The 24,634-nt window shown below is 59.6% G+C and carries 26 protein-coding genes; 16 read left to right on the forward strand and 10 right to left on the reverse strand.

What is annotated here, in order from left to right:
• Window position 1: 1 nt before the first annotated feature.
• Window positions 2–1,660: an ATP-dependent endonuclease gene (locus HF675_RS15610; protein WP_187043362.1), complete on the reverse strand. Its 1,659-nt coding sequence runs from the start codon at window positions 1,658–1,660 to the stop codon at window positions 2–4.
• Between the two features lie 187 nt (window positions 1,661–1,847).
• On the opposite strand from HF675_RS15610, the gene HF675_RS15615 reads away from it, so the two are divergent.
• From HF675_RS15615 to ltaE, 5 genes are all read left to right on the forward strand, one after another.
• Window positions 1,848–2,744, forward strand: a complete 897-nt coding sequence (locus HF675_RS15615; RefSeq protein ID WP_105230498.1) for a lysine exporter LysO family protein — start codon at window positions 1,848–1,850, stop codon at window positions 2,742–2,744.
• 162 nt (window positions 2,745–2,906) lie between these two features.
• Window positions 2,907–4,556 (forward strand): hydroxylamine reductase, encoded by a 1,650-nt coding sequence (hcp, locus tag HF675_RS15620; protein ID WP_105233253.1) that lies wholly within the window; start codon window positions 2,907–2,909, stop codon window positions 4,554–4,556.
• A gap of 54 nt (window positions 4,557–4,610) precedes the next feature.
• Complete coding sequence (gene hcr / locus HF675_RS15625; protein WP_105230497.1) at window positions 4,611–5,615, forward strand: NADH oxidoreductase; 1,005 nt, start codon at window positions 4,611–4,613, stop codon at window positions 5,613–5,615.
• A gap of 146 nt (window positions 5,616–5,761) precedes the next feature.
• A complete protein-coding gene (poxB, locus tag HF675_RS15630; protein WP_105230496.1) occupies window positions 5,762–7,483 on the forward strand; it encodes a ubiquinone-dependent pyruvate dehydrogenase in 1,722 nt (573 codons plus the stop codon).
• A 57-nt stretch (window positions 7,484–7,540) separates the two neighbouring features.
• Window positions 7,541–8,557: a low-specificity L-threonine aldolase gene (gene ltaE, locus HF675_RS15635; protein ID WP_105230495.1), complete on the forward strand. Its 1,017-nt coding sequence runs from the start codon at window positions 7,541–7,543 to the stop codon at window positions 8,555–8,557.
• Window positions 8,558–8,567: 10 nt separating this feature from the next.
• Here ltaE and HF675_RS15640 read toward each other — a convergent pair whose 3' ends face one another.
• Window positions 8,568–8,912, reverse strand: a complete 345-nt coding sequence (locus tag HF675_RS15640) for a DUF1294 domain-containing protein (RefSeq protein WP_187043363.1) — start codon at window positions 8,910–8,912, stop codon at window positions 8,568–8,570.
• 166 nt (window positions 8,913–9,078) lie between these two features.
• On the opposite strand from HF675_RS15640, the gene HF675_RS15645 reads away from it, so the two are divergent.
• Both HF675_RS15645 and HF675_RS15650 read left to right on the forward strand, forming a co-directional pair.
• Window positions 9,079–10,518 (forward strand): DUF2867 domain-containing protein, encoded by a 1,440-nt coding sequence (locus HF675_RS15645; RefSeq protein ID WP_187043364.1) that lies wholly within the window; start codon window positions 9,079–9,081, stop codon window positions 10,516–10,518.
• 155 nt (window positions 10,519–10,673) lie between these two features.
• On the forward strand, window positions 10,674–11,684 hold the full coding sequence (locus HF675_RS15650; RefSeq protein WP_187043365.1) for an NAD(P)-dependent oxidoreductase: 1,011 nt from the start codon (window positions 10,674–10,676) through the stop codon (window positions 11,682–11,684).
• Here HF675_RS15650 and HF675_RS15655 read toward each other — a convergent pair.
• Both HF675_RS15655 and HF675_RS15660 read right to left on the reverse strand, forming a co-directional pair.
• Window positions 11,679–12,509, reverse strand: coding sequence for an N-acetylmuramoyl-L-alanine amidase (locus tag HF675_RS15655; RefSeq protein ID WP_187043366.1), 831 nt, complete (start codon window positions 12,507–12,509; stop codon window positions 11,679–11,681). The genes HF675_RS15650 and HF675_RS15655 overlap by 6 nt on opposite strands.
• Before the next feature lie 53 nt (window positions 12,510–12,562).
• Window positions 12,563–12,886, reverse strand: a complete 324-nt coding sequence (locus HF675_RS15660) for a heavy metal-binding domain-containing protein (RefSeq protein ID WP_105230491.1) — start codon at window positions 12,884–12,886, stop codon at window positions 12,563–12,565.
• 250 nt (window positions 12,887–13,136) lie between these two features.
• Between HF675_RS15660 and HF675_RS15665 the strand changes: the two genes are divergently transcribed.
• The 6 genes from HF675_RS15665 (at window position 13,137) to HF675_RS15690 (ending at window position 17,768) form a co-directional block, all read left to right on the forward strand.
• On the forward strand, window positions 13,137–13,685 hold the full coding sequence (locus HF675_RS15665) for a lipoprotein (protein WP_105230490.1): 549 nt from the start codon (window positions 13,137–13,139) through the stop codon (window positions 13,683–13,685).
• Between the two features lie 256 nt (window positions 13,686–13,941).
• Window positions 13,942–14,670, forward strand: coding sequence for an arginine ABC transporter ATP-binding protein ArtP (gene artP, locus HF675_RS15670; RefSeq protein ID WP_105233251.1), 729 nt, complete (start codon window positions 13,942–13,944; stop codon window positions 14,668–14,670).
• A gap of 36 nt (window positions 14,671–14,706) precedes the next feature.
• Window positions 14,707–15,438: an arginine ABC transporter substrate-binding protein gene (gene artJ, locus HF675_RS15675; RefSeq protein WP_105230489.1), complete on the forward strand. Its 732-nt coding sequence runs from the start codon at window positions 14,707–14,709 to the stop codon at window positions 15,436–15,438.
• Between the two features lie 9 nt (window positions 15,439–15,447).
• Entirely contained in the window at window positions 15,448–16,164 is a 717-nt protein-coding gene (artQ, locus tag HF675_RS15680) for an arginine ABC transporter permease ArtQ (protein WP_187043367.1), read from the forward strand.
• Window positions 16,164–16,832: an arginine ABC transporter permease ArtM gene (gene artM, locus HF675_RS15685; protein ID WP_187043368.1), complete on the forward strand. Its 669-nt coding sequence runs from the start codon at window positions 16,164–16,166 to the stop codon at window positions 16,830–16,832. Before artQ ends, artM begins: the two co-directional genes overlap by 1 nt.
• Window positions 16,833–17,033: 201 nt before the next feature.
• Window positions 17,034–17,768: an arginine ABC transporter substrate-binding protein gene (locus tag HF675_RS15690; protein ID WP_187043369.1), complete on the forward strand. Its 735-nt coding sequence runs from the start codon at window positions 17,034–17,036 to the stop codon at window positions 17,766–17,768.
• A 40-nt stretch (window positions 17,769–17,808) separates the two neighbouring features.
• Here the strand turns inward: HF675_RS15690 and rlmC are convergent, their stop codons facing one another.
• The 5 genes from rlmC to HF675_RS15715 form a co-directional block, all read right to left on the reverse strand.
• Entirely contained in the window at window positions 17,809–18,939 is a 1,131-nt protein-coding gene (gene rlmC, locus HF675_RS15695) for a 23S rRNA (uracil(747)-C(5))-methyltransferase RlmC (RefSeq protein ID WP_187043370.1), read from the reverse strand.
• A 98-nt stretch (window positions 18,940–19,037) separates the two neighbouring features.
• Complete coding sequence (locus tag HF675_RS15700; RefSeq protein ID WP_111737416.1) at window positions 19,038–19,517, reverse strand: YbjO family protein; 480 nt, start codon at window positions 19,515–19,517, stop codon at window positions 19,038–19,040.
• A gap of 219 nt (window positions 19,518–19,736) precedes the next feature.
• Complete coding sequence (locus HF675_RS15705; protein ID WP_111737417.1) at window positions 19,737–20,222, reverse strand: YbjN domain-containing protein; 486 nt, start codon at window positions 20,220–20,222, stop codon at window positions 19,737–19,739.
• 157 nt (window positions 20,223–20,379) lie between these two features.
• Window positions 20,380–21,282, reverse strand: a complete 903-nt coding sequence (rimK, locus tag HF675_RS15710) for a 30S ribosomal protein S6--L-glutamate ligase (protein WP_187043371.1) — start codon at window positions 21,280–21,282, stop codon at window positions 20,380–20,382.
• A gap of 32 nt (window positions 21,283–21,314) precedes the next feature.
• Entirely contained in the window at window positions 21,315–21,614 is a 300-nt protein-coding gene (locus HF675_RS15715; protein ID WP_105230481.1) for a YbjC family protein, read from the reverse strand.
• A gap of 230 nt (window positions 21,615–21,844) precedes the next feature.
• Here HF675_RS15715 and HF675_RS15720 point away from each other — a divergent pair, with 230 nt between their 5' ends.
• Window positions 21,845–22,108: a GrxA family glutaredoxin gene (locus tag HF675_RS15720; RefSeq protein ID WP_105230480.1), complete on the forward strand. Its 264-nt coding sequence runs from the start codon at window positions 21,845–21,847 to the stop codon at window positions 22,106–22,108.
• 28 nt (window positions 22,109–22,136) lie between these two features.
• Here the strand turns inward: HF675_RS15720 and HF675_RS15725 are convergent, their stop codons facing one another.
• Window positions 22,137–22,526, reverse strand: a complete 390-nt coding sequence (locus HF675_RS15725) for an inner membrane protein YbjM (RefSeq protein ID WP_105230479.1) — start codon at window positions 22,524–22,526, stop codon at window positions 22,137–22,139.
• Between the two features lie 167 nt (window positions 22,527–22,693).
• Between HF675_RS15725 and HF675_RS23845 the strand changes: the two genes are divergently transcribed.
• Window positions 22,694–22,822: a hypothetical protein gene (locus HF675_RS23845; protein ID WP_255414271.1), complete on the forward strand. Its 129-nt coding sequence runs from the start codon at window positions 22,694–22,696 to the stop codon at window positions 22,820–22,822.
• Window positions 22,823–22,832: 10 nt separating this feature from the next.
• Window positions 22,833–24,521, forward strand: a complete 1,689-nt coding sequence (locus HF675_RS15730; protein WP_105233250.1) for an aspartate:alanine antiporter — start codon at window positions 22,833–22,835, stop codon at window positions 24,519–24,521.
• The last annotated feature ends 113 nt before the right edge of the window (window positions 24,522–24,634 follow it).

A 24,634-nucleotide genomic window follows, 5' to 3' on the forward strand; every position in this document is an offset into this window, starting at 1 on the left:
GCTAGTCGGCCCGGCCGCGCGCCAGCCAGATAACCCGTGAGAACATTTTTTTCAGCAGCGCCGGCACCGCGTCGGTGCCCCACTCGCCCGCCTGTATCGCCACTTCGATCGCCAGATCCGGCTTCGAGGCGCGGTGCACCGCTTTCAGGATCACCTTGCGCATCGGCATCTGAGCGTTAACCGGCACCGACGCCACCCGGTGATACACCGGGCTGAATCCCTCTTTATACATAAAGTGTTCCATGTCCGCCGCCGGCAGCGCCGTCAGACGGTCACGTTCATTATCCTCATGATTGTCCAGCATGCTGCGCACGGTATTGGCGTACTTTTTGCCGGCCTCGTCGCCATCCACCAGCGCATGCCACTCAATTCCCATCCGCCGGGCAAACTTCAGCAGCGGTTTTAACCCGCACTGGGCAAATTCAATCACCCTGACGCCCTCGGCCTGAAAATTATGCCCGCACTGCCGCGCCAGCTCGTTCAGCAGCCATACTTCGGTCTCCCCTTCCACCAGCAGCCAGCAGCGGGCGAACAGCGAAGAAGGACGGTTAAACCGGATATGGAAGGCGATACGCCGGCTGTCTTCCGGCCCGAGACCGCGTGACCCAAGGCGATAGGTCGCCACCCGGCCGGACTCGCGCACCAGCCGGCAGACGTGCACCACCGGCACCAGCGATACCAGTTCGCTGGAGTTGGTGGTAGTGATGCGCTGCAGCGGCAGCTGATTCAGCAATCCCCAGGCGACCGACAGCATAATCGGATGCAGGCGGGTTTCCGGATCCTCCACCAGCAGCAGCGGGCGCGCATGAGGTTCCAGCTTCACATTCCCCTTGGCCTGCAGCAGCGTCGAGAACATACCCAGCAAAATCAGCCGCATGCTGCGGCTGTTCGGCTCGGCCACCATGCGGTTGATATTATCGAGCGAACGCCACGCCTGCTGCTCCTGCTGCCGGCGCTGTCGTCGCGGCCCGGCGACGTGTGAACCCTGCTCGGAAAAATAGTGCTCCAGCAGTTGCTGCATCGCCGCCAGCCCCTGACGCAGCTCGCCATTGGTCAGTTTCTGCGGGTTGCGCACCAGTTCACGCGTCAATTGGTCAAGCTGCTGCGCCAGCGCCTCGTTATCGGCAGGCAACCGATCGCCGAGCGAGCTGGGGCGCAGACGCCGGATAAAGCGCGCATCGCGCAGCCGCAGCACCGGGTGAATACGAATAATGCTGCGCACCAGCCGGTCGATATGATGCAGCAACAGCGGGTTGCCGTCGGCATCCAGAAAGCTGCGCCAGGTACACACCGTGTCATCATCGGTCATCTCCCCTTCGCAGCGATAATGGATGCGGCTCAGGCCATCCTCCGCCTTGACCCACAGCGGCGATAGATGGCGATAGCGCGGCAGATGGGCATGCCCGATGTCCTTCTCACAGAACGTAAAAATGATCTGCAGGTAGCGCTCCTTGGCCGCTTCATCACCGGGCGGGAAGTGGAAGTCATGCGTTTCGAAGCGGTACAGCGTCTCTTCCGGCGCCAGCAGCAGCGTCAGCGCATCCAACAGGCTGGATTTACCCCAGGCGTTTTCTCCGAGCAGCAGCGTGTTGTCATCCAGCGTCAGCGACAGCCGATTAATGCCACGGAAACCTACAATCTCAATGCGTTCTAAGTACATCTGTCGCCTCCCGTGCGAACCTTCGCCACTCTCTGTCGAATGACGACTCTGAGCATGGTCAACAATCCCCCCGCAGGTCAAGCAAACGCGCGTAAATCTGCTACTTTACTCTGAAGAGGGTTTTGATTAGCCTGTTGCGGTCGCACGGCACTTGCCGTGGCGATTTGAGCAAGGAAATTTTGTCGTCATGTATTCAGGACTGTTGATCATTCTGGTGCCGCTGATCGCCGGCTACCTTATCCCGCTGCACAGCCATCGCCTTATCCAGAGCATCAACCGTCTGCTCAGCCGGATGGTGTACGTTATTCTGTTTTTAATGGGCATCAGTCTGGCGTTTCTGGAAAACCTCAGCAGTAATCTGCTGCTGATCTTCCAATACACCGCCGCGTTTTTCCTCTGCATCTTCCTCGCCAACGCGTTGGCGCTGTACCTGCTGGAGCGCAAACTGCCGTGGCGCAGCACGCATAAACAGGAGAAGCTGCCCTCACGCCTGCATATGGCGTTAGAGTCGCTGCAACTGTGCGGCGTGGTGCTGATTGGCTTCCTGCTCGGCCTGACGCAGTGGCCCTGGCTGCACTACGCCACCGCCGGCAGCGAGTACGCGCTGATTTTCCTGCTGTTTCTGGTGGGGATTCAGCTGCGCAACAGCGGTATGACGCTGCGGCAGATCATTGTTAACCGCCGCGGCATGCTGGTCGGCGTGGTTGTGGCCATCAGCGCGCTGGCCGGCGGTGCGCTGGCGGCCTGGCTGCTGGGGGTGCCGGTGAAAGCCGGGTTGGCGGTGGCCTCCGGCTTTGGCTGGTATTCGCTGTCCGCCATTTTGATCAGCGACGCCTACGGCCCGGTACTCGGCAGCACCGCCTTCTTTAACGATCTGCTGCGCGAACTGGTGGCGATTATGCTGATCCCCACGCTTATCCGCCGCAGCCGCTCGACGGCGCTGGGCCTGTGCGGCGCCACCTCGATGGATTTCACCCTGCCGGTGCTGCAGCGCAGCGGCGGCCTGGAGATCGTACCGCCGGCCATCGTCCACGGCTTCCTGCTGAGCCTGATGGCGCCGGTACTGATCGCCCTGTTCTCCTGACCGTTTCCGGGGGCATTCCCCCCGGAATCGCTCTCATCCGCACGCTATTTTGCGTTAAATCAAACTTACGTCACTTTTCCGACAAAACGCTTTTGCCCCGGTAGTTGCCGATCTATGCTCCAAAACAAGCATTTAAAATGCAACTTTAAAAAGGACGCGATTATGTTTTGTGTGCAATGTGAACAAACCATCCGAACCCCGGCCGGCAACGGCTGCGCCTATGCGCAAGGCATGTGCGGCAAAACCGCCGAAACCTCCGATCTGCAGGATCTGCTGGTCGCCGCGCTGCAGGGCCTGTCCGCCTGGGCGCTGCAGGCGCGCGCGCTGGGCATTATCGACCACCAGATCGACAGCTTCGCCCCGCGCGCTTTCTTTTCCACACTGACCAACGTCAACTTCGACTCGGCGCGCATTATCGGCTACGCGCGGGAGACCATCGCGCTGCGCGATACGCTGGCGGCGCGCTGCCGTCTGCTGGAACCGTCGGTCACGGTTGACCATCCGCTGGCGGCGCTGCAGCTGGCCGGCGATGATATCGACAGCCTGCTGCAACAGGCGGCGCAGTTTGCTCTCGATCAGGATAAGGCCGAGGTGGGGGACGACGTGCACGGCCTGCGTATGCTGTGCCTGTACGGGCTCAAAGGCGCCGCAGCCTATATGGAGCACGCCCACGTTCTCGGCCAGTACGATGACGCGATCTATGCCCAGTATCACGGGCTGATGGCCTGGCTGGGCACCCAACCGCGCGACGTCGACACCCTGCTGAGCAATGCCATGGCCATCGGCCACATGAACTTCGGCGTGATGGCGATCCTCGACCGAGGAGAAACCGACGCGTATGGCGATCCGCAGCCCACCTCGGTCAACGTGCGGCCGGTGGCCGGTAAAGCAATTTTGATTTCCGGCCATGATTTGAAAGACTTACGCATGCTGCTGGAACAGACTGAAGGCCAGGGCGTCAACGTCTATACCCACGGCGAAATGCTGCCGGCGCACGGCTATCCGGAACTGAAAAAATTCAAACATCTGGTCGGCAACTACGGCAGCGGCTGGCAAAACCAGCAGGTGGAGTTTGCCAAATTCCCCGGCCCGATCGTCATGACCTCCAACTGCATTATTGACCCGAACGTCGGCCATTACGGCGACCGTATCTGGACCCGCAGCATCGTTGGCTGGCCGGGCGTCAATCACCTGGACGGCGATGACTTTTCCGCCATCATCCGCCAGGCGCAGGGCATGGCCGGCTTCCCCTACAGCGAGATAGAGCACCTGATCACCGTGGGCTTCGGCCGCCAGACGTTGCTCAACGCCGCCGATACGGTGATCGATCTGGTCAGCCGCAAAAAACTGCGTCATGTGTTTCTGGTCGGCGGCTGCGACGGCAGCCGCGGTGAACGCAGTTACTACACCGACTTCGCCCGCGCGGTGCCGCAGGACTGCCTGATTATGACGCTGGCATGCGGCAAATACCGCTTTAACAAACTGGATTTCGGCACGCTGGAAGGCCTGCCGCGCCTGCTGGACGTCGGCCAGTGCAATGACGCCTATTCTGCGATTATGCTGGCGGTAAAACTGGCTGAGAAACTAGGCTGCGGCGTCAACGATCTGCCGCTCAGTCTGGTGCTGTCGTGGTTTGAGCAAAAAGCGATCGTCATCCTGCTGACGCTGCTGGCGCTGGGGGTGAAAAACATCTTTACCGGCCCGACCGCGCCGGGCTTCCTGACCGACAACCTGATGACGATCCTCAACGATAAATTCGGTATGCGTCCGATCACCACCGTCCAACAGGATCTGCAGGCCATTCTGGGCTGATTCCGTCATTTTTACGGGGCGGCAAAATGCGCCCCGTCCGCAGTGAGGTGCCTTATGACCCAACCCCATTCTTTGTGTCCGAACCGCATGCAGGTGCATTCCATCCGGCAGGAAACCGCCGACGTCTGGACGCTGAACCTGATCTGCCACGATTTTTACCCTTATCAGCCCGGTCAGTTCGCGCTGGTAAGCATCCGCAACAGCGAAGATACCCTGCGCGCCTATACCCTCTCTTCCTCACCGGGGCTCAGCCCGTTCCTCAGCATCAGCGTGCGCTGCCTGCCGGACGGCGTCGGCTCGCGTTGGCTGACGCAGGAAGTACGCCCTGGCAATACGCTATGGCTGTCCGACGCGCAGGGCGAGTTCAGCTGCGTGCAGCACCCCGCCGAACGCTATTTAATGCTGGCCGCCGGCTGCGGCGTCACGCCGATTATCTCGATGTGCCGCTGGCTGGCGGCGAACCGCCCGGCGTGCGATGTGCAGGTGATCTTCAGCGTCCGCAGCCCGGAGGCGGTGATCTTCGCCGAACAGTGGCGACAGCTGTGCGCCGCACACCCGTCGCTGAAACTGACGCTGATGGCCGAACACCGTGCGCAGCCCGGTTTTCTCAGCGGACGCATCAGCGACGCAGTACTGCGGCAGCACGTACCGGATATCGCCGAACGCCGGGTGATGACCTGCGGCCCGGTCCCCTATATGGCGCAGGTTGAACAGCTGTGCCTGGCGCTGGGCGTACCGCCCGCACGCCTGCATAAAGAGCAGTTTCACACGCCGGCGGAAAACGCCGGGCAAGCGGACAATACGCTGGCGCTGCGCATCGGCCGGCCGCTGCGTGAGTTCCGCGCACCGGTCGGCAGCACGCTGCTGGCGGCTCTGGAATCCCATCGGTTGCCGGTAACCGCCGCCTGCCGCGCCGGCGTCTGCGGCTCCTGCAAAACCCGCGTGCTCGACGGCGACTACACCACCAGCAGCACCATGACGCTGACGCCGGAAGAGATCGCCCAGGGTTACGTACTGGCCTGCAGCTGCCAACTGCACGGCGACGTCACCCTCGCCTGATCCCGCGCCCCGTTTTTCGCGGGGCACTTATTGGCGAAAACTATTCCTCATCCCGTTCTATTGTAATCCCCGAAGCTTGCTAAGCTGAGAAGACCTTTATATCCCCGTAGTTAAACGCCGGGGATACCACCATCACTGGGGGAACTATGAAGCAAACCGTAGCGACATTGATTGCCAAAACCCTGGACCAGGCGGGCGTCAAACGCATTTGGGGCGTCACCGGCGACTCGCTGAACGGCCTGAGCGACAGCCTGCACCGCATGGGTACGATTGAATGGCTGGGCACCCGCCACGAGGAAGTGGCCGCCTTTGCCGCCGGCGCGGAAGCGCAGCTGACCGGCCAGTTGGCGGTGTGCGCCGGCTCCTGCGGGCCGGGCAACCTGCATCTGATCAACGGCCTGTTCGACTGCCACCGCAATCACGTGCCGGTTCTGGCGATCGCCGCCCATATTCCTTCCAGCGAGATCGGCAGCGGCTACTTCCAGGAGACCCATCCGCAGGAGCTGTTCCGCGAGTGCAGCCACTATTGTGAGCTGGTCTCCAACCCGGAACAGCTGCCACGCGTGCTGGAGATTGCCATGCGCAAGGCGATCCTTAACCGTGGCGTATCGGTGGTGGTTCTGCCCGGCGACGTGGCGCTGCGCATGGCGCCGGAAGACGCCGAAGTAGTCTGGCAGACCCCGGCGCTGCCGCTGGTGCAGCCGCCGATGAGCGAGCTTAACCGACTGGCGGAAACGCTGAACGGAGCGAAAAATATTACCCTGATGTGCGGCAGCGGCTGCGCCGGCGCTCATGATGAAGTGGTGAAACTGGCCGAACTGCTGCAGGCGCCGATCGTGCACGCGCTGCGCGGCAAAGAGCATATTGAGTGGGACAACCCGTACAGCGTCGGCATGACCGGCCTGATCGGCTTCTCCTCCGGCTATCACGCCATGATGAATGCCGACACGCTGGTGCTGCTCGGCACCCAGTTCCCCTACCGTGCCTTTTACCCCACCAACGCCACGATCATTCAGGTGGATATCAACCCCGGCAGCATCGGCGCGCACTGCCCGGTAAATATGGCACTGGTGGGCGATATAAAAACCACCCTTTCCGCCCTGTTGCCGCAGTTGGAGGCCAAGAACGACGCCAAATTCCTGAATAAGGCGCTGGAGCACTACCGCAACGCGCGTCAGGATCTCGACAGCCTGGCAACCTGCAACGATAGCCAGCCGATTCACCCACAGTATCTGGCGCAGCAAATCAGCCGCCATGCCGCCGACGACGCCATTTTCACCTGTGACGTCGGCACGCCTACCGTCTGGGCGGCCCGCTACCTGCAGATGAACGGTAAACGCCGGCTGCTTGGTTCGTTTAACCACGGCTCCATGGCCAACGCGATGCCGCAGGCCATCGGCGCTCAGGCCACCGCGCCGGATAAACAGGTGGTGGCGCTGTGCGGCGACGGCGGCTTTACCATGCTGATGGGCGACTTCTTATCGCTGGCGCAACTGCAGCTGCCGGTCAAAGTGGTGGTGTTCAATAACAGCGTACTGGGATTTGTGGCGATGGAGATGAAAGCCGGCGGCTACCTGACCGACGGCACCGATCTGCATAACCCTGATTTTGCCGCCATCGCCAACGCGGCCGGCATTAAAGGCTTCCGGGTTGAAAAAGCCTCAGAGCTGGATGGCGCTCTGCAGGAGATGCTGGCGCACCCCGGTCCGGCGCTGCTGGACGTGGTGACCGCCAAACAGGAGCTGGCGATGCCGCCGCAGATCAAATTCGAACAGGCCAAAGGCTTCAGCCTGTATATGCTGCGCGCCATCATTAACGGCCGCGGCGACGAAGTGGTCGAACTGGCCAAAACCAACTGGCGGCGTTAATCCGCCCTGTCGGCGGCGCGGCCTGCTGCGTCGCCCTTAACCATTGCAAGGATACTCATGCTGATCGATCTCCGCAGCGATACCGTCACGCAACCCACGAGCGCCATGCGCCAGGCGATGGCCAATGCCGAAGTCGGCGACGACGTTTACGGCGATGACCCCACGGTCAACGCGCTACAACATGAAGCGGCGCGGCTGGCCGGCAAAGAGGCGGCGCTGTTTTTACCCAGCGGCACTCAGGCCAATCTGGTGGCGCTGCTCAGTCACTGCCAGCGCGGCGATGAATACCTCGTCGGCCAGCAGGCGCATAACTATAAATATGAGGCCGGCGGCGCGGCGGTGCTGGGCGGCATTCAGCCGCAGCCGATCGAAGCCGACGACGACGGCACGCTGCCGCTGGACAACGTTGCCGCCGCCATCAAACCCGACGATATTCACTTTGCCCGCAGCCGGCTGCTCAGCCTGGAGAACACCATCAGCGGTAAGGTACTGCCGCTCGCCTATCTGGAACAGGCGTGGCAGTTCAGCCGCGAGCGGCGGCTGGCGCTGCATATCGACGGCGCGCGCATTTTCAACGCCGCGGTGGCGCTCAACGTGCCGCTGCACAAGATTGTGCAATACTGCGATACCTTCACCCTCTGCCTGTCCAAAGGCCTCGGCGCGCCGGTGGGATCGCTGCTGTGCGGCAGCGCCGAATTTATTCAGCGCGCCATTCGCTGGCGCAAAATGACCGGCGGCGGCCTGCGTCAGGCCGGCATTCTGGCGGCGGCGGGCCGCTATGCGTTAGAAAATAACGTCGCCCGGCTGCAGGAGGATCACGACAACGCCCGCTGGCTGGAACAGCAGCTGCGCGATCTCGGGCTCACGATCGTCGAACCGGGCGCCCAGACCAACATACTGTATATCCGTCAGTCCGCCGAACAGGCGGCGCAGCTCAGCCCGTGGATGCGCGAGCGCGGCGTGCTGATCGGCAGCGGGCCGCTGACGCGTCTTGTCACCCACCTCGACGTCAGTCGGCAGGATCTGCAGCAGGTGGTCGAGCTATGGCGCGAGTTTTTACAACGGCACGCCTGAGCCTCGCGGGTTAGAGGAAGCGGCCGTATACGGCGTACCACACCGCGCCGCACGCCGCCACGTTGAGCAGGACGCTGACGATAAACCAGGTTTTAAACGGCTGTTTCTGCGTCTTGTGCCGGAACAGCCGCTGGCCGCACAGCGCTCCCGGCCAGCCGCCGATCAAGCCAAACGTCAGCAGCGTGATCTCCGGCACCCGTTGCCAGGCTTTGATCGCCGCCAGCTTATCGGCGCCATACAGCGCCAGCGTCAGCACATTCAGCAGTAACAACCCCGCCCACCAGAGGTGCGGGAGAAATGCGCTAACCGCCAGGGCTAACGCCAACAAACCATAACACACCGCATTAAGCCGCATGATTCACTCCAGCTAAAGCAACGGCGCGTAGTGTGACGCCTGCGACGAGTCGTTGCAATACGCCATTTATCCCTACAAAAAGTGCATTTATAGCCCGATTTTGGCATGCTATAACCCACAGCATTCAGGATACCGTTCCCTACTTTCACTGCATAAGGTCGTGCTGATGAGCCATCAACGTATTCTGGTCCTTGGCGCCAGCGGTTATATCGGGCAGAACCTGATCCCCCACCTGACGGCGCAGGGGCATGAGGTTATCGCCGCCGCCCGTCGTCTTGAATGGCTGCAGGCGCAAAACTGGCCGCATGTGCACTGCCAGTACGTCGACGTCTGTCAGCCGGACACGCTGCCGCCGGCGCTGTGGCAGATCGATACGCTCTACTATCTGGTCCACGGTATGGGTGACGGCCGCGACTTTATTGAAAAAGAGCGCCAGGCGGCGCAGAACCTGCGCGACGCCCTGCGCCAGTCCGGCGTCAGGCAGGTGATCTTCCTGGGTGCGCTGCAGCCGCAGAAGGACAGCTCGCCGCACCTGATTGCCCGCCGTCTTACCGGAGAAATTCTGCGCCAGAGCGGCATTCCGGTCACCGAACTGCGCGCCGGCATTATCGTCGGGCCGGGTTCAGCGGCGTTCGAAGTGATGCGCGACATGGTCTATAATCTGCCGCTGCTGACGCCGCCGCGCTGGGTGCGTTCAAAGTCTTCCCCGATCGCCCTGCCGAACCTGCTGACCTATCTGAGTGAACTGCTGCGGCACCCGGCCGACGATCACCGCACTTTCGACGCGGCGGGGCCGGAATACATCAGCTATCAGACCATGCTCAAACGTTTTATTGCCATCAGCGGCCGCAGACGCTGGCTGATCCCGATCCCGCTGCCGACGCGCCTTATCTCGGTCTGGTTCATCAGCCTGATCACCTCGGTGCCCACCTCGATCGCCCGCGCGCTGATCCAGGGGCTAAAGCACGATCTGCCCGCCGACGGCCGACCGCTGCAGGCATTGATTCCGCAGCCGCTGCAAACCTTTGATGAAGCGGTGAAAGAGACCCTGCAGCGCGAAGCGGAAATAACAGACAGCGCCGACTGGGGCTACGATCCGGCCGCGCGGGCGCGCTGGCGGCCGGGGTACGGCTTTTACCCGAAACAGGCCGGCCATACGCTGGAGACGCAGGCCTCGGCGGCCGCCCTTTGGCAGGTGGTGCAGCAGCTGGGCGGCAAAGAGGGCTACTTCTACGCCAACCCGCTGTGGCAGATCCGCGCGCGCATGGACGACCTGATCGGCAACGGGGTGATCTACGGTCGCCCGCCGCGCCAGACGCTGCAGCTCGGCGATATGATTGACGGCTGGAAGGTCATCGCTCTGCAGCCGGAACGCACGCTTTCCCTGCTGTTCGGCATGAAGGCACCCGGCCTTGGCCGGCTGACGTTCAGCATCAGGGATTACGGTAACCGCCGTACCCTCGACGTGCGCGCCTGGTGGCACCCGGCCGGTTTTAGCGGCTTGCTTTACTGGTTCGCCATGATGCCGGCCCACCTGTTTATTTTCCGTGGCATGGCCAAACGGATCGTCCGGCTGGCGGAGCAGGAAGACCACAATTTGCCGTAACGTTGTTCATTTGTCGATCGACCGCACAGTTTACCGCGGTGGATCGTCCCTTTCCGATTGCATAGCGCCCAAAATCACGAAAGAATGGCACCTTATTTGCTGGGAAACGGCAATACGCCGCCAGCGCTTTGTTTTTTGGTGAGAAAGAGTTTGTTATGAAGGTATTGGTCACCGGTGCATGCAGTGGACTAGGCCGTAACGCCGTGGAATATCTGCGTCGCCAGGGCATACAAGTACGTGCCACCGGTCGCAACCGGGCCATGGGCCGCCTGTTGGAAAAAATGGGCGCCGAATTCATTCAGGCCGATCTCACTAATCTGGTTTCCTCGCAGGCGAAGGCGATGCTGGCGGAAGTGGACGTGCTGTGGCACTGCTCCAGCTTTACCTCTCCCTGGGGCACCGAAGAGGCTTTTGAGCTGGCCAACGTGCGCGCCACCCGCCGGCTGGGCGAATGGGCGGCGGCGTATGGCGTCTCACAATTTATCCATATCTCTTCGCCGGCGATCTACTTCGACTACCACCACCACCGCGATATCCCGGAAGATTTCCGCCCGGCGCGTTACGCCAATGAGTTTGCCCGCAGCAAGGCGGCCGGTGAGCAGGTTATCCAGCGGCTGGCGCTCGCCAACCCGCAGACCCATTTCACCATTTTACGCCCTCAGGGGCTGTTCGGGCCGCACGATAACGTGATGCTGCCGCGCCTGCTGCATATGATCAAACACTACGGCAATCTGCTGCTGCCGCGCGGCGGCGCGGCGATGGTGGATATGACCTATCTGGAAAACGCAGTGCACGCTATGTGGCTGGCGACCATGAAACAGGATACGCCGTCCGGCCGCGCCTATAACATCACCAACCAGCAGCCTCGGCCGCTGCATGACGTGGTGCAGCTGTTAATTGACGAACTGGGCATGAAGTGCCGCATCCGCTCCGTCCCCTACGCAATGCTCGATATGATGGCGCGCGGTATGGAAAAGCTCGGCAGCAAAAGTGAAAAAGAGCCGGTACTCACCCACTACGGCGTCGCCAAGCTCAACTTCGACCTGACGCTGGATACCAGCCGCGCGCAGCAGGAACTGGATTATCGGCCGGTGGTGTCGCTGGAAGAAGGCGTAATGCGCACCGCGCGCTGGCTGAAAGAGCACGGCAAGCTGCACGGCCTATAAGCCGTGGTATTTATGCAGTAACGCGTCGATAATCGCCTCGCTTTCCGCATCCGGCTCGCCACGGTAATCGGCGGGCCGAAAATGCATTTGGAATGCCGCCAGCACCCTTTTCTGTTGCCGCTCATCCCACTGCGGGTCAATACCGTAGCCATAGCGCGCCAGCTTATCGAGCAACGCCGACAGCGCCACCGGCGCATGAGGGTCACGCCCCGCCAGATAACGCTGCACATCCGTCTGCTCCGGCCAGGCGCCGATGCCGGCTTCCGCCAGAGTTTTCCAGGGGAACAACGGGCCGGGATCCTGCTTGCGCTGCGGCGCAATATCGCTGTGGCCGACGACATCCACCGGCTGAATATCGTAGCGGCGAATAATATCGCGGCTTAAGGGGATCAGCAGCGCAATCTGTTCGGCGCTGTAAGGCTGCCAGCGGGTGAATAACATGCTGCGGCTGAAGCCGCGGTTGACGATCTCAATGCCGATCGAGGTGTCATTCAGCTGGGTACGGCCGCGCCAGCTGCTGGCTCCGGCGTGCCAGGCGCGCATCGACTCCGGCACCAGCTGATAAACCGTCGGCCTGGCGTACTCGCGCCGCGGATGGGCCGGCAGCAAGTAGTGGGCGCTGACGTGCTCGTCGGTCAGCGTCTTCAGCGAGGTATGGAAATCTTCCGCCGTATAGTGCATCACCAGAAAACGAATGCGCTGGTCGGCGCCCTGCGCCTGGTGCAACGTTTCCAGCTGATAGTCGCCGCGGTCGACGGTGGTGCCCGGCCCTGAAGCCTGGCAGCCCGCCAGCAGCACCGCGACGATCCCTATCCATCTAGCCATGCTTCACTCCTTGTGGCACGCAAAGCCCGGCGCACGCGCCGGGCTGACAGATCTTAACGGCTGATTTTTACCGCAGTGCCGCTGACGCTGACCATCAACATGCTGCTGTCCTTACCCACCGTTTCATAGTCGATGTCCACCCCGACCACCGCATTGGCGCCCAACTCCTTTGCCTGCTCCTCCAGTTCTTTAAACGCGATCTGGCGCGCCTTACGCAGCTCTTTTTCATAAGCGCCGGAACGGCCGCCGACGATATCACGCACGCCGGCGAAAAAGTCGCGGAAAATGTTGGCGCCCAAAATCGCCTCACCGGTAACGACGCCGCAGTATTCGGTAATGGTGAACCCTTCCAGGGTCGGGGTAGTAGAAATTTGCATCAAAAACTCCTTGCTTGATTCATGGTCGTGCTCGCCAGGATAATAGGCGCTATCTGCAGTTACCGGGAAAAACCGGACAACCCAGTGTAACTCACGCGGATACAGCTTCAAGCCTGCAAAAAATATGACCGCCGGTTTTACAGTATGTTCTGAAAGCGGATGGCACAGAGTACGAATGCAAGGCTGAAAAACGCATTTATACTGTAAGCTATCGCTCTTCATGGTAGAGACTTTCACATAAGGTAGTGAGATGAAAACAAAAACGATTGCGGCTGTTTTACCTTTAGCACTGGCGCTGAGCGCCTGTACCACCGTAGAACCGGCTTATAAGGACATCGGCGCGCGCAGCGGCGCATGCATTGAAGGCGGCCCGGACAGCGTGGCGCAGAAATTTTACGATCTGCGTCTGGAACAGGGCAGTACCACACTGCCGGACAGCAACCGCCTGGCGCAACTGCAGCCTTACCTGAGCCAGCCTCTGTATCAGGAACTGCTGGGCGCTAACCAGAAAGCGGCGCCGCAGACCGGCGCTGGCGCACTGTTCACCGGCAATGCCGAAGGCGCCACCAGCGCCAGCGTAGCCAGCGCGTCTTCCATCCCGAATACCGACGCCAAGAACATCCCGCTGCGCGTACAGCTGAGCTATAAGAAAGATGGCGACAGCAGCGCCAAAGAGTGGCAGAACGAGGTGCTGATGGTGCGCGAAGGCACCTGCTGGGTGGTGGATGATATCCGCTACCTGAACGTGCCGCAGCACGCCGCCAGCGGCACGCTGCGCCAGGTGCTGGAACACGACTGATTGCTCTCCCCGGCCGGCGCCGCGTCGCCGGCCGATTAACCACCTTGATTTTGCTCATTTTTTGAGCGAACACATCAAATTCGCTAGCCACTTCACACACTGCGCGACAAACCGCCCCTTCCCGCTTGCACTGCGGTATGTTGTGCTATTCTTTTACTATCCCGCCGTACATTAATAAATTTTAACTCACAATGATTGCATAAGTATTCTGTGGAAGTTAACATTTGCGGCATCAATGTCTATTCAATTCCAGCGCATGAGTATTCAACTAAAAAATATAAATTGCTTTTACGGCGCACACCAGGCGCTGTTTGACATCACGCTGGATTGCCCAGCAGGGGAAACCTTAGTGCTGCTTGGCCCAAGCGGCGCGGGGAAAAGTTCATTGCTGCGGGTGTTGAACCTGTTGGAAATGCCGCGTTCCGGCCAGCTGCAGATCGCCGGCAACCAGTTTGACTTTAAGCAGGCGCCGGGCGAAAAAGCCATCCGCGAACTGCGCCAAAACGTCGGCATGGTATTCCAGCAGTACAACCTGTGGCCTCACCTCACCGTGGTGCAAAACCTGATTGAAGCGCCGTGCCGCGTGCTGGGCCTGAGCAAGGCGCAGGCGATGGCGCGTGCCGACAAACTGCTCAAGCGTCTACGCCTGAGCGATTTTGCCGATCGCTTTCCGCTGCATCTGTCCGGCGGCCAGCAACAGCGCGTCGCCATTGCCCGCGCGCTGATGATGGAGCCGCAGGTTCTGCTGTTTGATGAGCCGACCGCCGCGCTGGATCCGGAAATCACCGCGCAGATCGTCAGTATTATTCGCGAGCTGGCCGGCACCGGCATTACCCAGGTGATCGTCACCCACGAGGTAGAAGTGGCGCGCAAGACCGCCAGCCGCGTGGTGTACATGGAAAACGGCCGCATCGTGGAACAGGGTGACGCCAGCCGCTTCGCACAGCCGCAAACCAGCGAATTCGCCAGTTATTTATCACACTAATTTTTCTACACCAGACCAGTTTTAGGGGAGTTTGCGATGAAAAAACTAATAATCGCCGCCGTATTGGCCGGCATCAGCGTTTCCGCCTCTGCCGCCGACAAGATTCGTTTCGCGACCGAAGCCTCCTACCCACCGTTTGAGTTTATCGGTGCCGACAACAAAATTCAGGGCTTCGACGTTGATCTGGCCAACGCGCTGTGCAAAGAGATGCAGGCGGAGTGCTCCTTCAGCAATCAGGCGTTCGACAGCCTGATCCCGGGCCTGAAGTTCAAACGCTTTGACGCGGTAATGGCCGGTATGGATATCACGCCGGAGCGTGAAAAACAGGTGCTGTTCACCAAACCTTACTACGACAACTCCGCCCTGTTTATCGCGCAAAAAGGTAAAGTGGCCGATGTCGCCGCGCTGAAAGGCAAGCGCGTCGGCGTGCAAAACGGCACCACGCACCAGAAATACCTGACGGATCAGCACAGCGACATCACCACCGTACCGTACGACAGCTACCAGAATGCGGTGCTCGATCTGAAAAACGGCCGTATCGACGCCGTGTTCGGCGATACCGCCGTGGTTAACGAATGGCTGAAGCAGAACGCCCAACTGGCCGCAGTAGGCGACAAGGTGACGGATAAAAACTATTTCGGCACCGGTCTGGGCATCGCCGTACGTCAGAAAAACAGCGATCTGCAGGGCAAGTTCAACGCCGCCCTGGATAAGATCAAACAGGATGGGACCTATGAAACCATCTACAAAAAATGGTTCCAGCAGTAATCGATCCCAATGAATGAAATTCAACCTTTAGCAACCGCCGCCGGGATGACCGTCGGCCTTGCCGTTTGCGCGCTGGCGCTCGGGCTGGTCCTGGCGATGCTGTTCGCCATGTGGGAGTCCGCGCGCTGGAAGCTTGTCAGCTGGCTCGGCACCGCCTGGGTCACGCTGCTGCGCGGCCTGCCGGAAATTCTGGTGGTGCTGTTTATCTACTTCGGCTCCTCACAGCTGCTGCTGACGCTGTCTGACGGGTTTGAGCTGAACTTCGGCCTGTTTTCCGTGCCGGTGCAGGTCGACATTGAAAGCTTCGAAGTCAGCCCGTTCCTGTGCGGGGTGATCGCATTGGCGCTGCTGTATTCGGCCTATGCCTCGCAGACGCTGCGCGGCGCGCTGAAAGCGGTGCCGCAGGGGCAGTGGGAGTCCGGCCAGGCGCTCGGGCTCGGCAAGGCGGCAATCTTCTTCCGGCTGATTATGCCGCAGATGTGGCGCCATGCGCTGCCCGGCCTCGGCAACCAGTGGCTGGTGCTGCTGAAGGATACCGCGCTGGTGTCGTTAATCAGCGTGAACGACCTGATGCTGCAGACCAAAAGCATCGCCACCCGCACGCAGGAGCCGTTCACCTGGTACGTGATCGCCGCCGCCATCTATCTGCTGGTCACCCTGTTGAGCCAGTTTATTCTCAAGCGGATCGAACTGCGCACCACACGTTTTGAGCGGGGGCCGGTCTGATGCTGGAATACTTACCGGAAATCATCAAGGGCCTGCACACCAGCCTGACGCTGACGCTGGCGGCGCTGCTGGTCGCGCTGGTGCTGTCGCTGATCCTGACGGCGATCCTGACGCTGAAAACGCCGCTGCTGTCGTCGCTGGTGAAGATCTACATTACGCTGTTCACCGGTACGCCGCTGCTGGTGCAGATCTTCCTGATCTACTACGGGCCAGGACAGTTCCCGGCGATCCGCGACTATCCGTGGCTGTGGAATCTGCTGTCGCAGCCCTGGCTGTGCGCCATGATTGCGCTGGCGCTGAACAGCGCCGCTTACACCACGCAGCTGTTTTACGGCGCGGTGCGGGCCATTCCCGCCGGCCAGTGGCAGTCTTGTGAAGCGCTGGGCATGTCGCGCCGGCAGTCGATGCACATTCTGCTGCCGTTCGCCTTTAAGCGCGCCCTCTCCTCCTACTCCAACGAAGTGGTGCTGGTGTTTAAAAGTACCTCACTGGCCTACACCATCACGCTGATGGAAGTGATGGGTTACAGCCAGCTGATGTACGGCCGCACCTATGACGTGATGGTCTTCGGCGCCGCCGGCCTGGTTTACCTGGTGGTCAACGGTCTGCTGACGCTGTTGATGCGTCTGGTTGAACGCCGCGCGCTGGCCTTTGAACGCCGCAACTAAGCCCGCTTACCCAGCCCTGCCGCCGTGCAGGGCTGTCTTACCCGCCCCGCCAGTAACAATTTTTAATCATTTTTATTGCATATTAATTCACTCAATGGCATGGTTATCGCCAGCACCGTCAGCGTCCCTCCTCGGGATATTGTCAGAAAAATCAAACGATGGCGGCGATAATAAAATCAATGTTCAGACAGGAGTTTCCGCATGAAAAAATTACTGCTTGCCGCCGCCGTACTGGCCGGCTTGACCTTCAGCGCTCAGGCGGCCGACACCATCCGTTTCGCCTCCTCCGCTACCTATCCGCCGTTTGAGTCATTAGACGCCAATAACCAAATCGTCGGCTTTGATATCGATCTGGCGAAAGCGTTATGCAAACAGATGCAGGCGGAATGCACCTTCACCAATCAGGCCTTCGACAGCCTGATCGCCGCGCTGAAGTTCAAAAAGTTCGATGCGGTGATCTCCGGGATGGACATCACGCCGGAGCGCAGCAAGCAGGTGAGCTTTACCCAGCCGTACTACGCCAACTCGGCGATTGTGATCGCGCAGAAAGGCAAGTACACCTCGCTGGCTGAACTGAAGGGGAAAAAGGTCGGGATGGAAAACGGCACCACCCACCAGAAATATATGCAGGATAAGCACCCGGAGATTAACACCGTCTCTTACGACAGCTACCAGAACGCCATTCTGGAGCTGAAAAACGGCCGTATTGACGGCGTCTTCGGCGATACCGCGGTGGTGAATGAGTGGCTGAAAAACAGCCCGCAGCTGGCGCCGGTCGGCGAGCATATCACCGATGCGCAATACTTCGGTACCGGCCTGGGGATTGCGGTGCGTCCGAATAACAAGGCGCTGCTGGACAAGCTGAACGCGGCGCTGACGGCGATCAAGGCCGACGGCACCTATCAGGCCATCAGCGACAAGTGGTTCCCGCAGTAAGCGCAAGTGCCGCCCTTCTCAGCCCGCTTAGTCGGGCTGATTACTTCTCCCGCACCAGCAGCGTCAGCACCTCGTAGTGCGCGGTATGCGGGAACATATCGAACAGCTGCACCCGTTCAACCCGATACCCCGGCAGCTGCGCCATATCCTGCGCCATGCTCTGTGCATTACAGCTGGAATAGAGCAGATAGTCCGGCGCCATCCGCTGCAGGTAATCGCACAGTTCCTTGCCAATGCCGCGTCGCGGCGGGTTCACCACCACCAGCTGCGGCACGTCTCCTTCCGCCGTGGCGAAACGGGTGGAGTCCAGCGCCTGGAAATCAACCCGCTGCAGTCCCAGCGTCGCCGCTGACTGGCGCGCACAGCGAATCGCCTCCGCGCTGATCTCAATCCCGGTCAGACGCGTTTCCGGCTGTGCGCAGTGTAAACCGAAGCCGCCGACGCCGCAGAACAGATCCCACATGCTGTCGATGCCCAGCTCACGCACCCAGTCGCGCGCCGTGGCATACAGCGACGCCGCCACCTGCGGATTGGTCTGGAAAAAGCCCTGCGGGCGGATATACAGCGGCACCTGGTTGAAGCACTCTTCCAACGCCTGTTGCTCGGTCAGGATGATTTCCCGATCGCCCTCCATAATCGCCATATGCACCGGCTGAATATTCACGGAAATCACCCGCAGCTGCGGCAGCTGTTGCTGCAGCCACGGCAGCACGGCGCGCAGCTGCGCCAGTTTGCTCTCCGAACGCAGAACAAAACGCAGCATCACCCCGCCGTTACCGGTGCTTTCCGTCAGCAGCAGATATTTCAGCTCGCCGCGTTTGCGCGCCACGTTGTATGGCGTCAGCCCGGCGCGGGCGATAAAGGTTTTCAGCACGTTGAACATCGGCGCAAAACTGGCGGGATACAGCGGGCAGGCGCACAGATCGACCGGCGTACCGTCGCGGTGCAACATCCCCAGCAGCGGGCGCTCCACGCTGCCGCTGACCACCATTTTCGCCTTATTGCGGAATGCGCTCAGCGCGCCGGCAACCGGCGTCAGCCACTGCCCGACTTCGCGTTCGGCCAGCAGGGCCTGCAGATGCTGCTGTTTATCAGCAAGCTGCTGCGGATAAGGCTTTTCCAGCCACTGACAGGAACGGCAACTGCCGGCCGTATACAACGCGCAATGCATAGATTAACCGTAGGGATCGACGAATAAAAAAATAAGGGCGCAGAGTTTAGCACCCTACGCCCTTATCCCCAACCTTCTTGACGCTATCCGCGCGGCCCTCAGCGACGGGAAAAATAGCGGCGGCTGGCCGCCGGCAGGAACAGCAGCCCGAGAATCACCACGTCGGGGATTTTTTCCAGAATCAGGGTATGCATAATCTGGGTGTTGGTTTCGCCGTCCACGGTAAACACCTCGGGAAAGACGCTGCCGATGGTCGCCAACAGCAGATAGCCCACCACCAGCGCCTGACAGACCACATAGCCCCAGCGCCCGCCATTTTTACCGCGCATCACGGCAAAGCCGCAGTAAATTTGCAGGCAGAGCATTACGATACCGGCCAGAAAAATCAGCGTAGAATCCCAGGCCTGCGCGCTGGTGCTGACAAACTCGCTCAGGCCGGACAGCCCCAGCTCCCCCAGCAGCAGCAGGATACTAATACATTTAATCGCCACCATTGCCGTACCGGCGATCAATACCGCCACCGGGACATCCGTTTGCGCTCTCAGGGTTCCCTGCTTGCTTTTCAGCATCTCTGACATATCCGTATTCCGCGATGAAATATCAGTAATAATCGGTATAAGAGCCAGTTAATTCATTTGCAATAATAATTACAAAAAATAGCAGGTTTGACAGGATTCAGCTACGGCAGGCCAGGATAAAACGCACGATCGCGATGTAACGTGAAGATTGGCAATAGAGGGATAACGGGGTAGCGTCAACGCATCGCCATACCGGGCGATGCGTCGTCAAAGACAGAATTAGTGCAGCATCGGCTGGCGCATGGCGGCGGCCGGATTTTCTTCTTCCTCGCCCTCGCCCATAAACAGCAGATCGTTGGCGCGCGCCTCAAGAATCACCATCGAGACCTGCTCTTCGCCCTGCTGCATAAAGTGCGCGAACTGTTCCAGCGTAATGCCGACGGCCACGCTCAGCGACTGACAGACGATCAGCTTGGGCAGGTTGTCGTCCTGAACATCCACAAACGCTTTGATGGTCAGCGAACTGGCATTGATCTGGCTGAGGTCGGCAACCAGCGGGATCAGCGCGGTCGGCTTCACCTCCGCCAGCGCGGAGAACAGGATCACCCCGTCCACCAGATCGATCTTGGCGTCGAAAATGCCGTCAAAATTCTGCATATGCGGCAGATGCAGCGCCTGGCAGGAGTCGCATTCAAAAAATGAAATGCCCAACTGGTCCAGCCAACGTCGTAATAACGCCAAATCGGGGACGATGAGTGAATCCATAGGGTACCAGCCTCACAATATTCAAAAACGCGAAAGGCGCATAGCTTACGGAATATTCATCCATGATGCCACGATCAATCAGGCTTAATTCAATAAAGGCGCGCTTAGCCATGTAAAAAACACGGGTAAATAGCGCTACTCCCTTATTTTTTACTGGTTATAGCGTAATTTCAGGGCAAATACCGCGTGCTGCACGCTGTTCAATATAGGCGATCATCATCTCGGCGATATCCAGCCCGGTGGCGGTTTCTATCCCCTCCAGTCCGGGTGAGGCATTCACCTCCACCACCAGCGGGCCGCGATCGGCACGCAAAATATCGACGCCGGCAATATCCAGTCCCAACGTTGCTGCCGCCTTGATGGCAACTGCGCGCTCTTGCGCCGTAATGCTCACCTTGCGCGCCGTGCCGCCGCGATGCAGATTGGAACGGAACTCCCCCGCCTTGGCCTGACGTTCGATCGCCGCCACCACCTGTCCGCCGATCACCAGACAGCGAATATCCCGTCCCTGCGCCTCGCGCACGTACTCCTGCACCAGAATGTGCGCCTTCAGCCCGCGAAACGCATCAATCACGCTTTCCGCCGCCTGCCGCGTTTCCGCCAGCACCACGCCGATGCCCTGTGTACCTTCAACCAGTTTCACCACCAACGGCGCGCCGCCGACCAGTTCGATCAGATCGCCGGTATCATCCGGCGAGTGGGCAAAGCCGGTAATCGGCAGATCGATCCCCTGACGCGCCAGCAACTGCAGGGAATGCAGCTTGTCGCGCGCCCGGGTAATCGCGGCAGACTCATTCAGCGAATAACAGCCCAGCAGTTCAAACTGCCGCAGCACGGCGCTGCCGTAAAAGGTAATGGCGGAGCCGATACGCGGAATGACCGCGTCATAGCACGCCAGTTGACGGCCGCGATAGTGGATGGTGGGCGCGGCCGGGTTGATATTCATATAGCAGGAGAGCGGATCGATCACCTCAACGCGGTGCCCGCGCCGTTCCGCCGCGGCGCGCAGGCGCCGGCAGGAGTACAACGTGCTGTCACACGAAAGAATGACAATGTTCAATTTATCTCGTCACCCCAAATCGCCACCGACGCTTAATCGCGCGGATCGCGTTTCTGTTGCTGTTGCGGCGGCTTGCGCCGATCGTTTTCCGGCGGCAGTCCGCCGCGCATCAGCGGGCCGAACCCATGCGCCACGCGCCAGACCAGCAGGGCCGCCGCCGGCAGCATCAGCGCCACGCCGAGGAAAATCATCGCCACCGCAGCAGCCTGCGATGACAGCGCCCCCGGCAACTGAACATAGCCATGAATGCTCAGATAAGCCAGAATCAGCAGCACGATCCCCAGCCCTTCCAGCACCAATATCGGGCGGGGTAACTCACCAAATGAACGCATGTTTTCATCTCCAGACATATTGCGCACAGTGTAGTGAATTCCTGCCGACGAGGCCATCCGATAGGCGGCGTAAATCAGATTAACAGGCAAATCCTGCTTTTTTTTAGCAACGCCAACAGGCATAGTAGGCGCCATTGCACCTGAGTAATGCGTTGACTGAGGTCTTTTTCTGACCGACGGGATGTCGTTGCAATAGCGGTAAATTCTTGAATAACAACGAGGAGTATCTCATGTTTGCAGTAATCTTCGGGCGTCCTGGCTGTCCTTATTGTGTCCGTGCGAAAGAGTTGGCGGAAAAACTGACTGAAGAACGTGACGATTTCAACTTCCGTTATGTTGATATCCACGCGGAAGGCATCACCAAGGCCGATCTGGAAAAAACCGTCGGTAAGCCGGTAGAAACCGTGCCGCAGATCTTCCTGGATCAACAGCACATTGGCGGCTGCACCGAGTTTGAAGCATACGCGAAAGAAAACCTGAACCTGTTCCAGTAAGCCGGTTCACATTCTATATTAAGGCGCCTCAGGCGCCTTTTTTATTGCCGAGGGTTCTTTGCCGGAGCTGTAACATCTGGCGCAGGCTGCGGAAAAAGAGAAACAGCAGCGCACCGCACAGGCACCAGAATACCGAGCTGGTGGCGTAGGCCAACTCCTGCCAGAACGACTGGGTCGACATCAGCCAGAAGTGGCGCACCACCAGGCACAGCGGCAGCGCGCACAACGCGCCGAGCAGCGGACAGATCAGGCGTTTTTTACTGGCAAGGTAACTGGCGATAAAGCCGGGAATGGTAAACAGCAACAGGCCGGTTTCGCCATGATGCGGCTGCTCCAGCGAATTATTCTGACCAAGAAAGATCAGGCAGAACAACAGAAAACAGCTGCTGAACCCGCCCCAATACCGATAGCTAACCATCCTGCTCCTCCCAGAAATGCAACAACGGGCGCCATATCACGACGACGCACGCGAACCACGGCGGCCTGAGCCGACAAATTTTCCTTGGTAAAAAGAGAGTTAAATGCAAAAGGCAGCGTTCATTTTCAGCTTAATGCTGGCTGTCCTGCGTCAGAGAGACTAGAATAATGCCGCTGATCGAGGAAGCGATGCACCTTTCGCGGGTTGGCGATGGGTATCGTTTTTATCCAACTATTTATATGGCTGAATTTATCTTTTATAGCCAGCCATATCAAGCACTTACTGGTAAACAATAAGTTACATCCTGTGAACATAAACGTCGCTAGTTTGTTAAACGGCAACTACATCCTGTTGCTGTTTGTGGTACTCGCCCTGGGGCTCTGCCTCGGAAAACTTCGCCTTGGCTCTGTGCAACTCGGCAGTTCCATTGGCGTTTTGGTCGTCTCCCTGCTGCTTGGCCAGCACAACTTCGCCATTAACACCGAAGCGCTCAGCCTGGGCTTTATGCTGTTTATCTTCTGCGTCGGCGTCGAAGCCGGGCCGAATTTTTTCTCGATTTTTTTCCGCGACGGCAAAAATTACCTGATGCTGGCGCTGGTGATGGTCGGTACGGCGATGGTGATGGCCGTCGGCCTCGGCAAGCTGTTCCACTGGGACATCGGCCTGACCGCCGGTATGCTGGCCGGCTCCATGACTTCGACACCGGTGCTGGTCGGCGCCGGCGATACGCTGCGCAATACCATTACCAACGGACCGGCGCTGCTGTCCGCACAGGATCATCTTAGCCTGGGCTATGCGTTAACCTATCTTATTGGTCTGGTCAGTCTGATTTTCGGCGCGCGCTATCTGCCCAAGCTGCAGCACCAGGATTTACCGACCTCGGCGCAGCAAATCGCCCGCGAGCGCGGTCTGGATACCGACAGCCAGCGTAAAGTCTATCTGCCGGTCATCCGCGCCTACCGCGTCGGTCCGGAGCTGGTGGCCTGGGCAGACGGCAAAAATCTGCGCGAACTGGGCATTTACCGCCAGACCGGCTGCTATATCGAACGCATCCGCCGCAACGGTATTCTCGCCAACCCGGATGGTGACGCCGTGCTGCAGGTCGGCGACGAAATATCGCTGGTGGGCTACCCGGACGCGCATGCGCGCCTGGATCCCAGCTTCCGTAACGGCAAAGAAGTGTTCGACCGCGATCTGCTCGACATGCGTATCGTCACCGAAGAGATCGTGGTAAAAAACAGCAATGCGGTCGGCAAGCGCTTAAGCCAGCTGAAACTGACCGACCACGGCTGCTTCCTGAACCGGGTGATTCGCAGCCAGATTGAAATGCCGATTGATGACAGCATCGTGCTGAATAAAGGCGACGTGCTGCAGGTCAGCGGCGACGCGCGCCGGGTGAAAAGCGTGGCGGAGAAGATCGGCTTTATCTCCATCCACAGCCAGGTGACCGATCTGCTGGCCTTCTGCGCCTTCTTTATTATCGGCCTGCTGATTGGTCAGATCACCATCCAGTTCAGCAATTTCTCGTTCGGCATCGGCAACGCTGCCGGGCTGCTGATGTCGGGCATCATGCTCGGCTTCCTGCGTGCCAACCACCCGACCTTCGGCTATATCCCGCAGGGGGCGCTGAATATGGTGAAAGAGTTCGGCCTGATGGTGTTTATGGCCGGCGTAGGCCTGAGCGCCGGCGCCGGTATCGGCCACAGCCTGGGCGCCGTGGGCTGGCAAATGCTGGTCGCCGGCCTGCTCGTCAGCCTGGTGCCGGTGGTGCTCTGCTTCCTGTTCGGCGCCTACGTGTTGCGCATGAACCGCGCCCTGCTGTTCGGCGCAATTATGGGCGCGCGCACCTGCGCCCCGGCGATGGACATCATCAGCGACACCGCCCGCAGCAACATCCCCGCTCTCGGCTACGCCGGCACCTATGCCATTGCTAACGTATTGTTAACGCTGGCAGGTTCGCTGATTGTGGTGCTATGGCCGGGGATACTGGGCTGACGGCGCGGGCGCAGAGGAAATTTAGCGGCGAAATATTTTTGAAATTTTTATCATTCGGCAGAACTTTTCGATCGGGTGGTAGTCTTAATTAGTGCCACTGCTTTTCTTTGATG

It is taken from the genome of Serratia sp. JUb9, from assembly GCF_014298095.1.
In the GTDB taxonomy this organism is placed as follows: Bacteria; Pseudomonadota; Gammaproteobacteria; order Enterobacterales; family Enterobacteriaceae; genus Serratia_B; species Serratia_B rhizosphaerae.

Excerpts from the sequence above, each read along its gene's own strand:
- HF675_RS15665 (WP_105230490.1), top strand. The coding sequence starts at position 13,137 with ATGAAAACAAAAACGATTGCGGCTGTTTTACCTTTAGCACTGGCGCTG.
- HF675_RS15720 (WP_105230480.1), top strand. The coding sequence starts at position 21,845 with ATGTTTGCAGTAATCTTCGGGCGTCCTGGCTGTCCTTATTGTGTCCGT.
- poxB (WP_105230496.1), top strand. The coding sequence starts at position 5,762 with ATGAAGCAAACCGTAGCGACATTGATTGCCAAAACCCTGGACCAGGCG.
- HF675_RS23845 (WP_255414271.1), top strand. The coding sequence starts at position 22,694 with ATGCCGCTGATCGAGGAAGCGATGCACCTTTCGCGGGTTGGCGATGGG.
- HF675_RS15705 (WP_111737417.1), bottom strand. The coding sequence starts at position 20,222 with ATGGATTCACTCATCGTCCCCGATTTGGCGTTATTACGACGTTGGCTG.
- HF675_RS15615 (WP_105230498.1), top strand. The coding sequence starts at position 1,848 with ATGTATTCAGGACTGTTGATCATTCTGGTGCCGCTGATCGCCGGCTAC.
- HF675_RS15725 (WP_105230479.1), bottom strand. The coding sequence starts at position 22,526 with ATGGTTAGCTATCGGTATTGGGGCGGGTTCAGCAGCTGTTTTCTGTTG.
- HF675_RS15660 (WP_105230491.1), bottom strand. The coding sequence starts at position 12,886 with ATGCAAATTTCTACTACCCCGACCCTGGAAGGGTTCACCATTACCGAA.
- artQ (WP_187043367.1), top strand. The coding sequence starts at position 15,448 with ATGAATGAAATTCAACCTTTAGCAACCGCCGCCGGGATGACCGTCGGC.
- HF675_RS15655 (WP_187043366.1), bottom strand. The coding sequence starts at position 12,509 with ATGGCTAGATGGATAGGGATCGTCGCGGTGCTGCTGGCGGGCTGCCAG.
- HF675_RS15650 (WP_187043365.1), top strand. The coding sequence starts at position 10,674 with ATGAAGGTATTGGTCACCGGTGCATGCAGTGGACTAGGCCGTAACGCC.
- ltaE (WP_105230495.1), top strand. The coding sequence starts at position 7,541 with ATGCTGATCGATCTCCGCAGCGATACCGTCACGCAACCCACGAGCGCC.
- HF675_RS15645 (WP_187043364.1), top strand. The coding sequence starts at position 9,079 with ATGAGCCATCAACGTATTCTGGTCCTTGGCGCCAGCGGTTATATCGGG.
- hcr (WP_105230497.1), top strand. The coding sequence starts at position 4,611 with ATGACCCAACCCCATTCTTTGTGTCCGAACCGCATGCAGGTGCATTCC.
- artJ (WP_105230489.1), top strand. The coding sequence starts at position 14,707 with ATGAAAAAACTAATAATCGCCGCCGTATTGGCCGGCATCAGCGTTTCC.
- hcp (WP_105233253.1), top strand. The coding sequence starts at position 2,907 with ATGTTTTGTGTGCAATGTGAACAAACCATCCGAACCCCGGCCGGCAAC.
- artP (WP_105233251.1), top strand. The coding sequence starts at position 13,942 with ATGAGTATTCAACTAAAAAATATAAATTGCTTTTACGGCGCACACCAG.
- HF675_RS15690 (WP_187043369.1), top strand. The coding sequence starts at position 17,034 with ATGAAAAAATTACTGCTTGCCGCCGCCGTACTGGCCGGCTTGACCTTC.
- HF675_RS15640 (WP_187043363.1), bottom strand. The coding sequence starts at position 8,912 with ATGCGGCTTAATGCGGTGTGTTATGGTTTGTTGGCGTTAGCCCTGGCG.
- HF675_RS15610 (WP_187043362.1), bottom strand. The coding sequence starts at position 1,660 with ATGTACTTAGAACGCATTGAGATTGTAGGTTTCCGTGGCATTAATCGG.
- rlmC (WP_187043370.1), bottom strand. The coding sequence starts at position 18,939 with ATGCATTGCGCGTTGTATACGGCCGGCAGTTGCCGTTCCTGTCAGTGG.
- HF675_RS15700 (WP_111737416.1), bottom strand. The coding sequence starts at position 19,517 with ATGTCAGAGATGCTGAAAAGCAAGCAGGGAACCCTGAGAGCGCAAACG.
- HF675_RS15715 (WP_105230481.1), bottom strand. The coding sequence starts at position 21,614 with ATGCGTTCATTTGGTGAGTTACCCCGCCCGATATTGGTGCTGGAAGGG.
- artM (WP_187043368.1), top strand. The coding sequence starts at position 16,164 with ATGCTGGAATACTTACCGGAAATCATCAAGGGCCTGCACACCAGCCTG.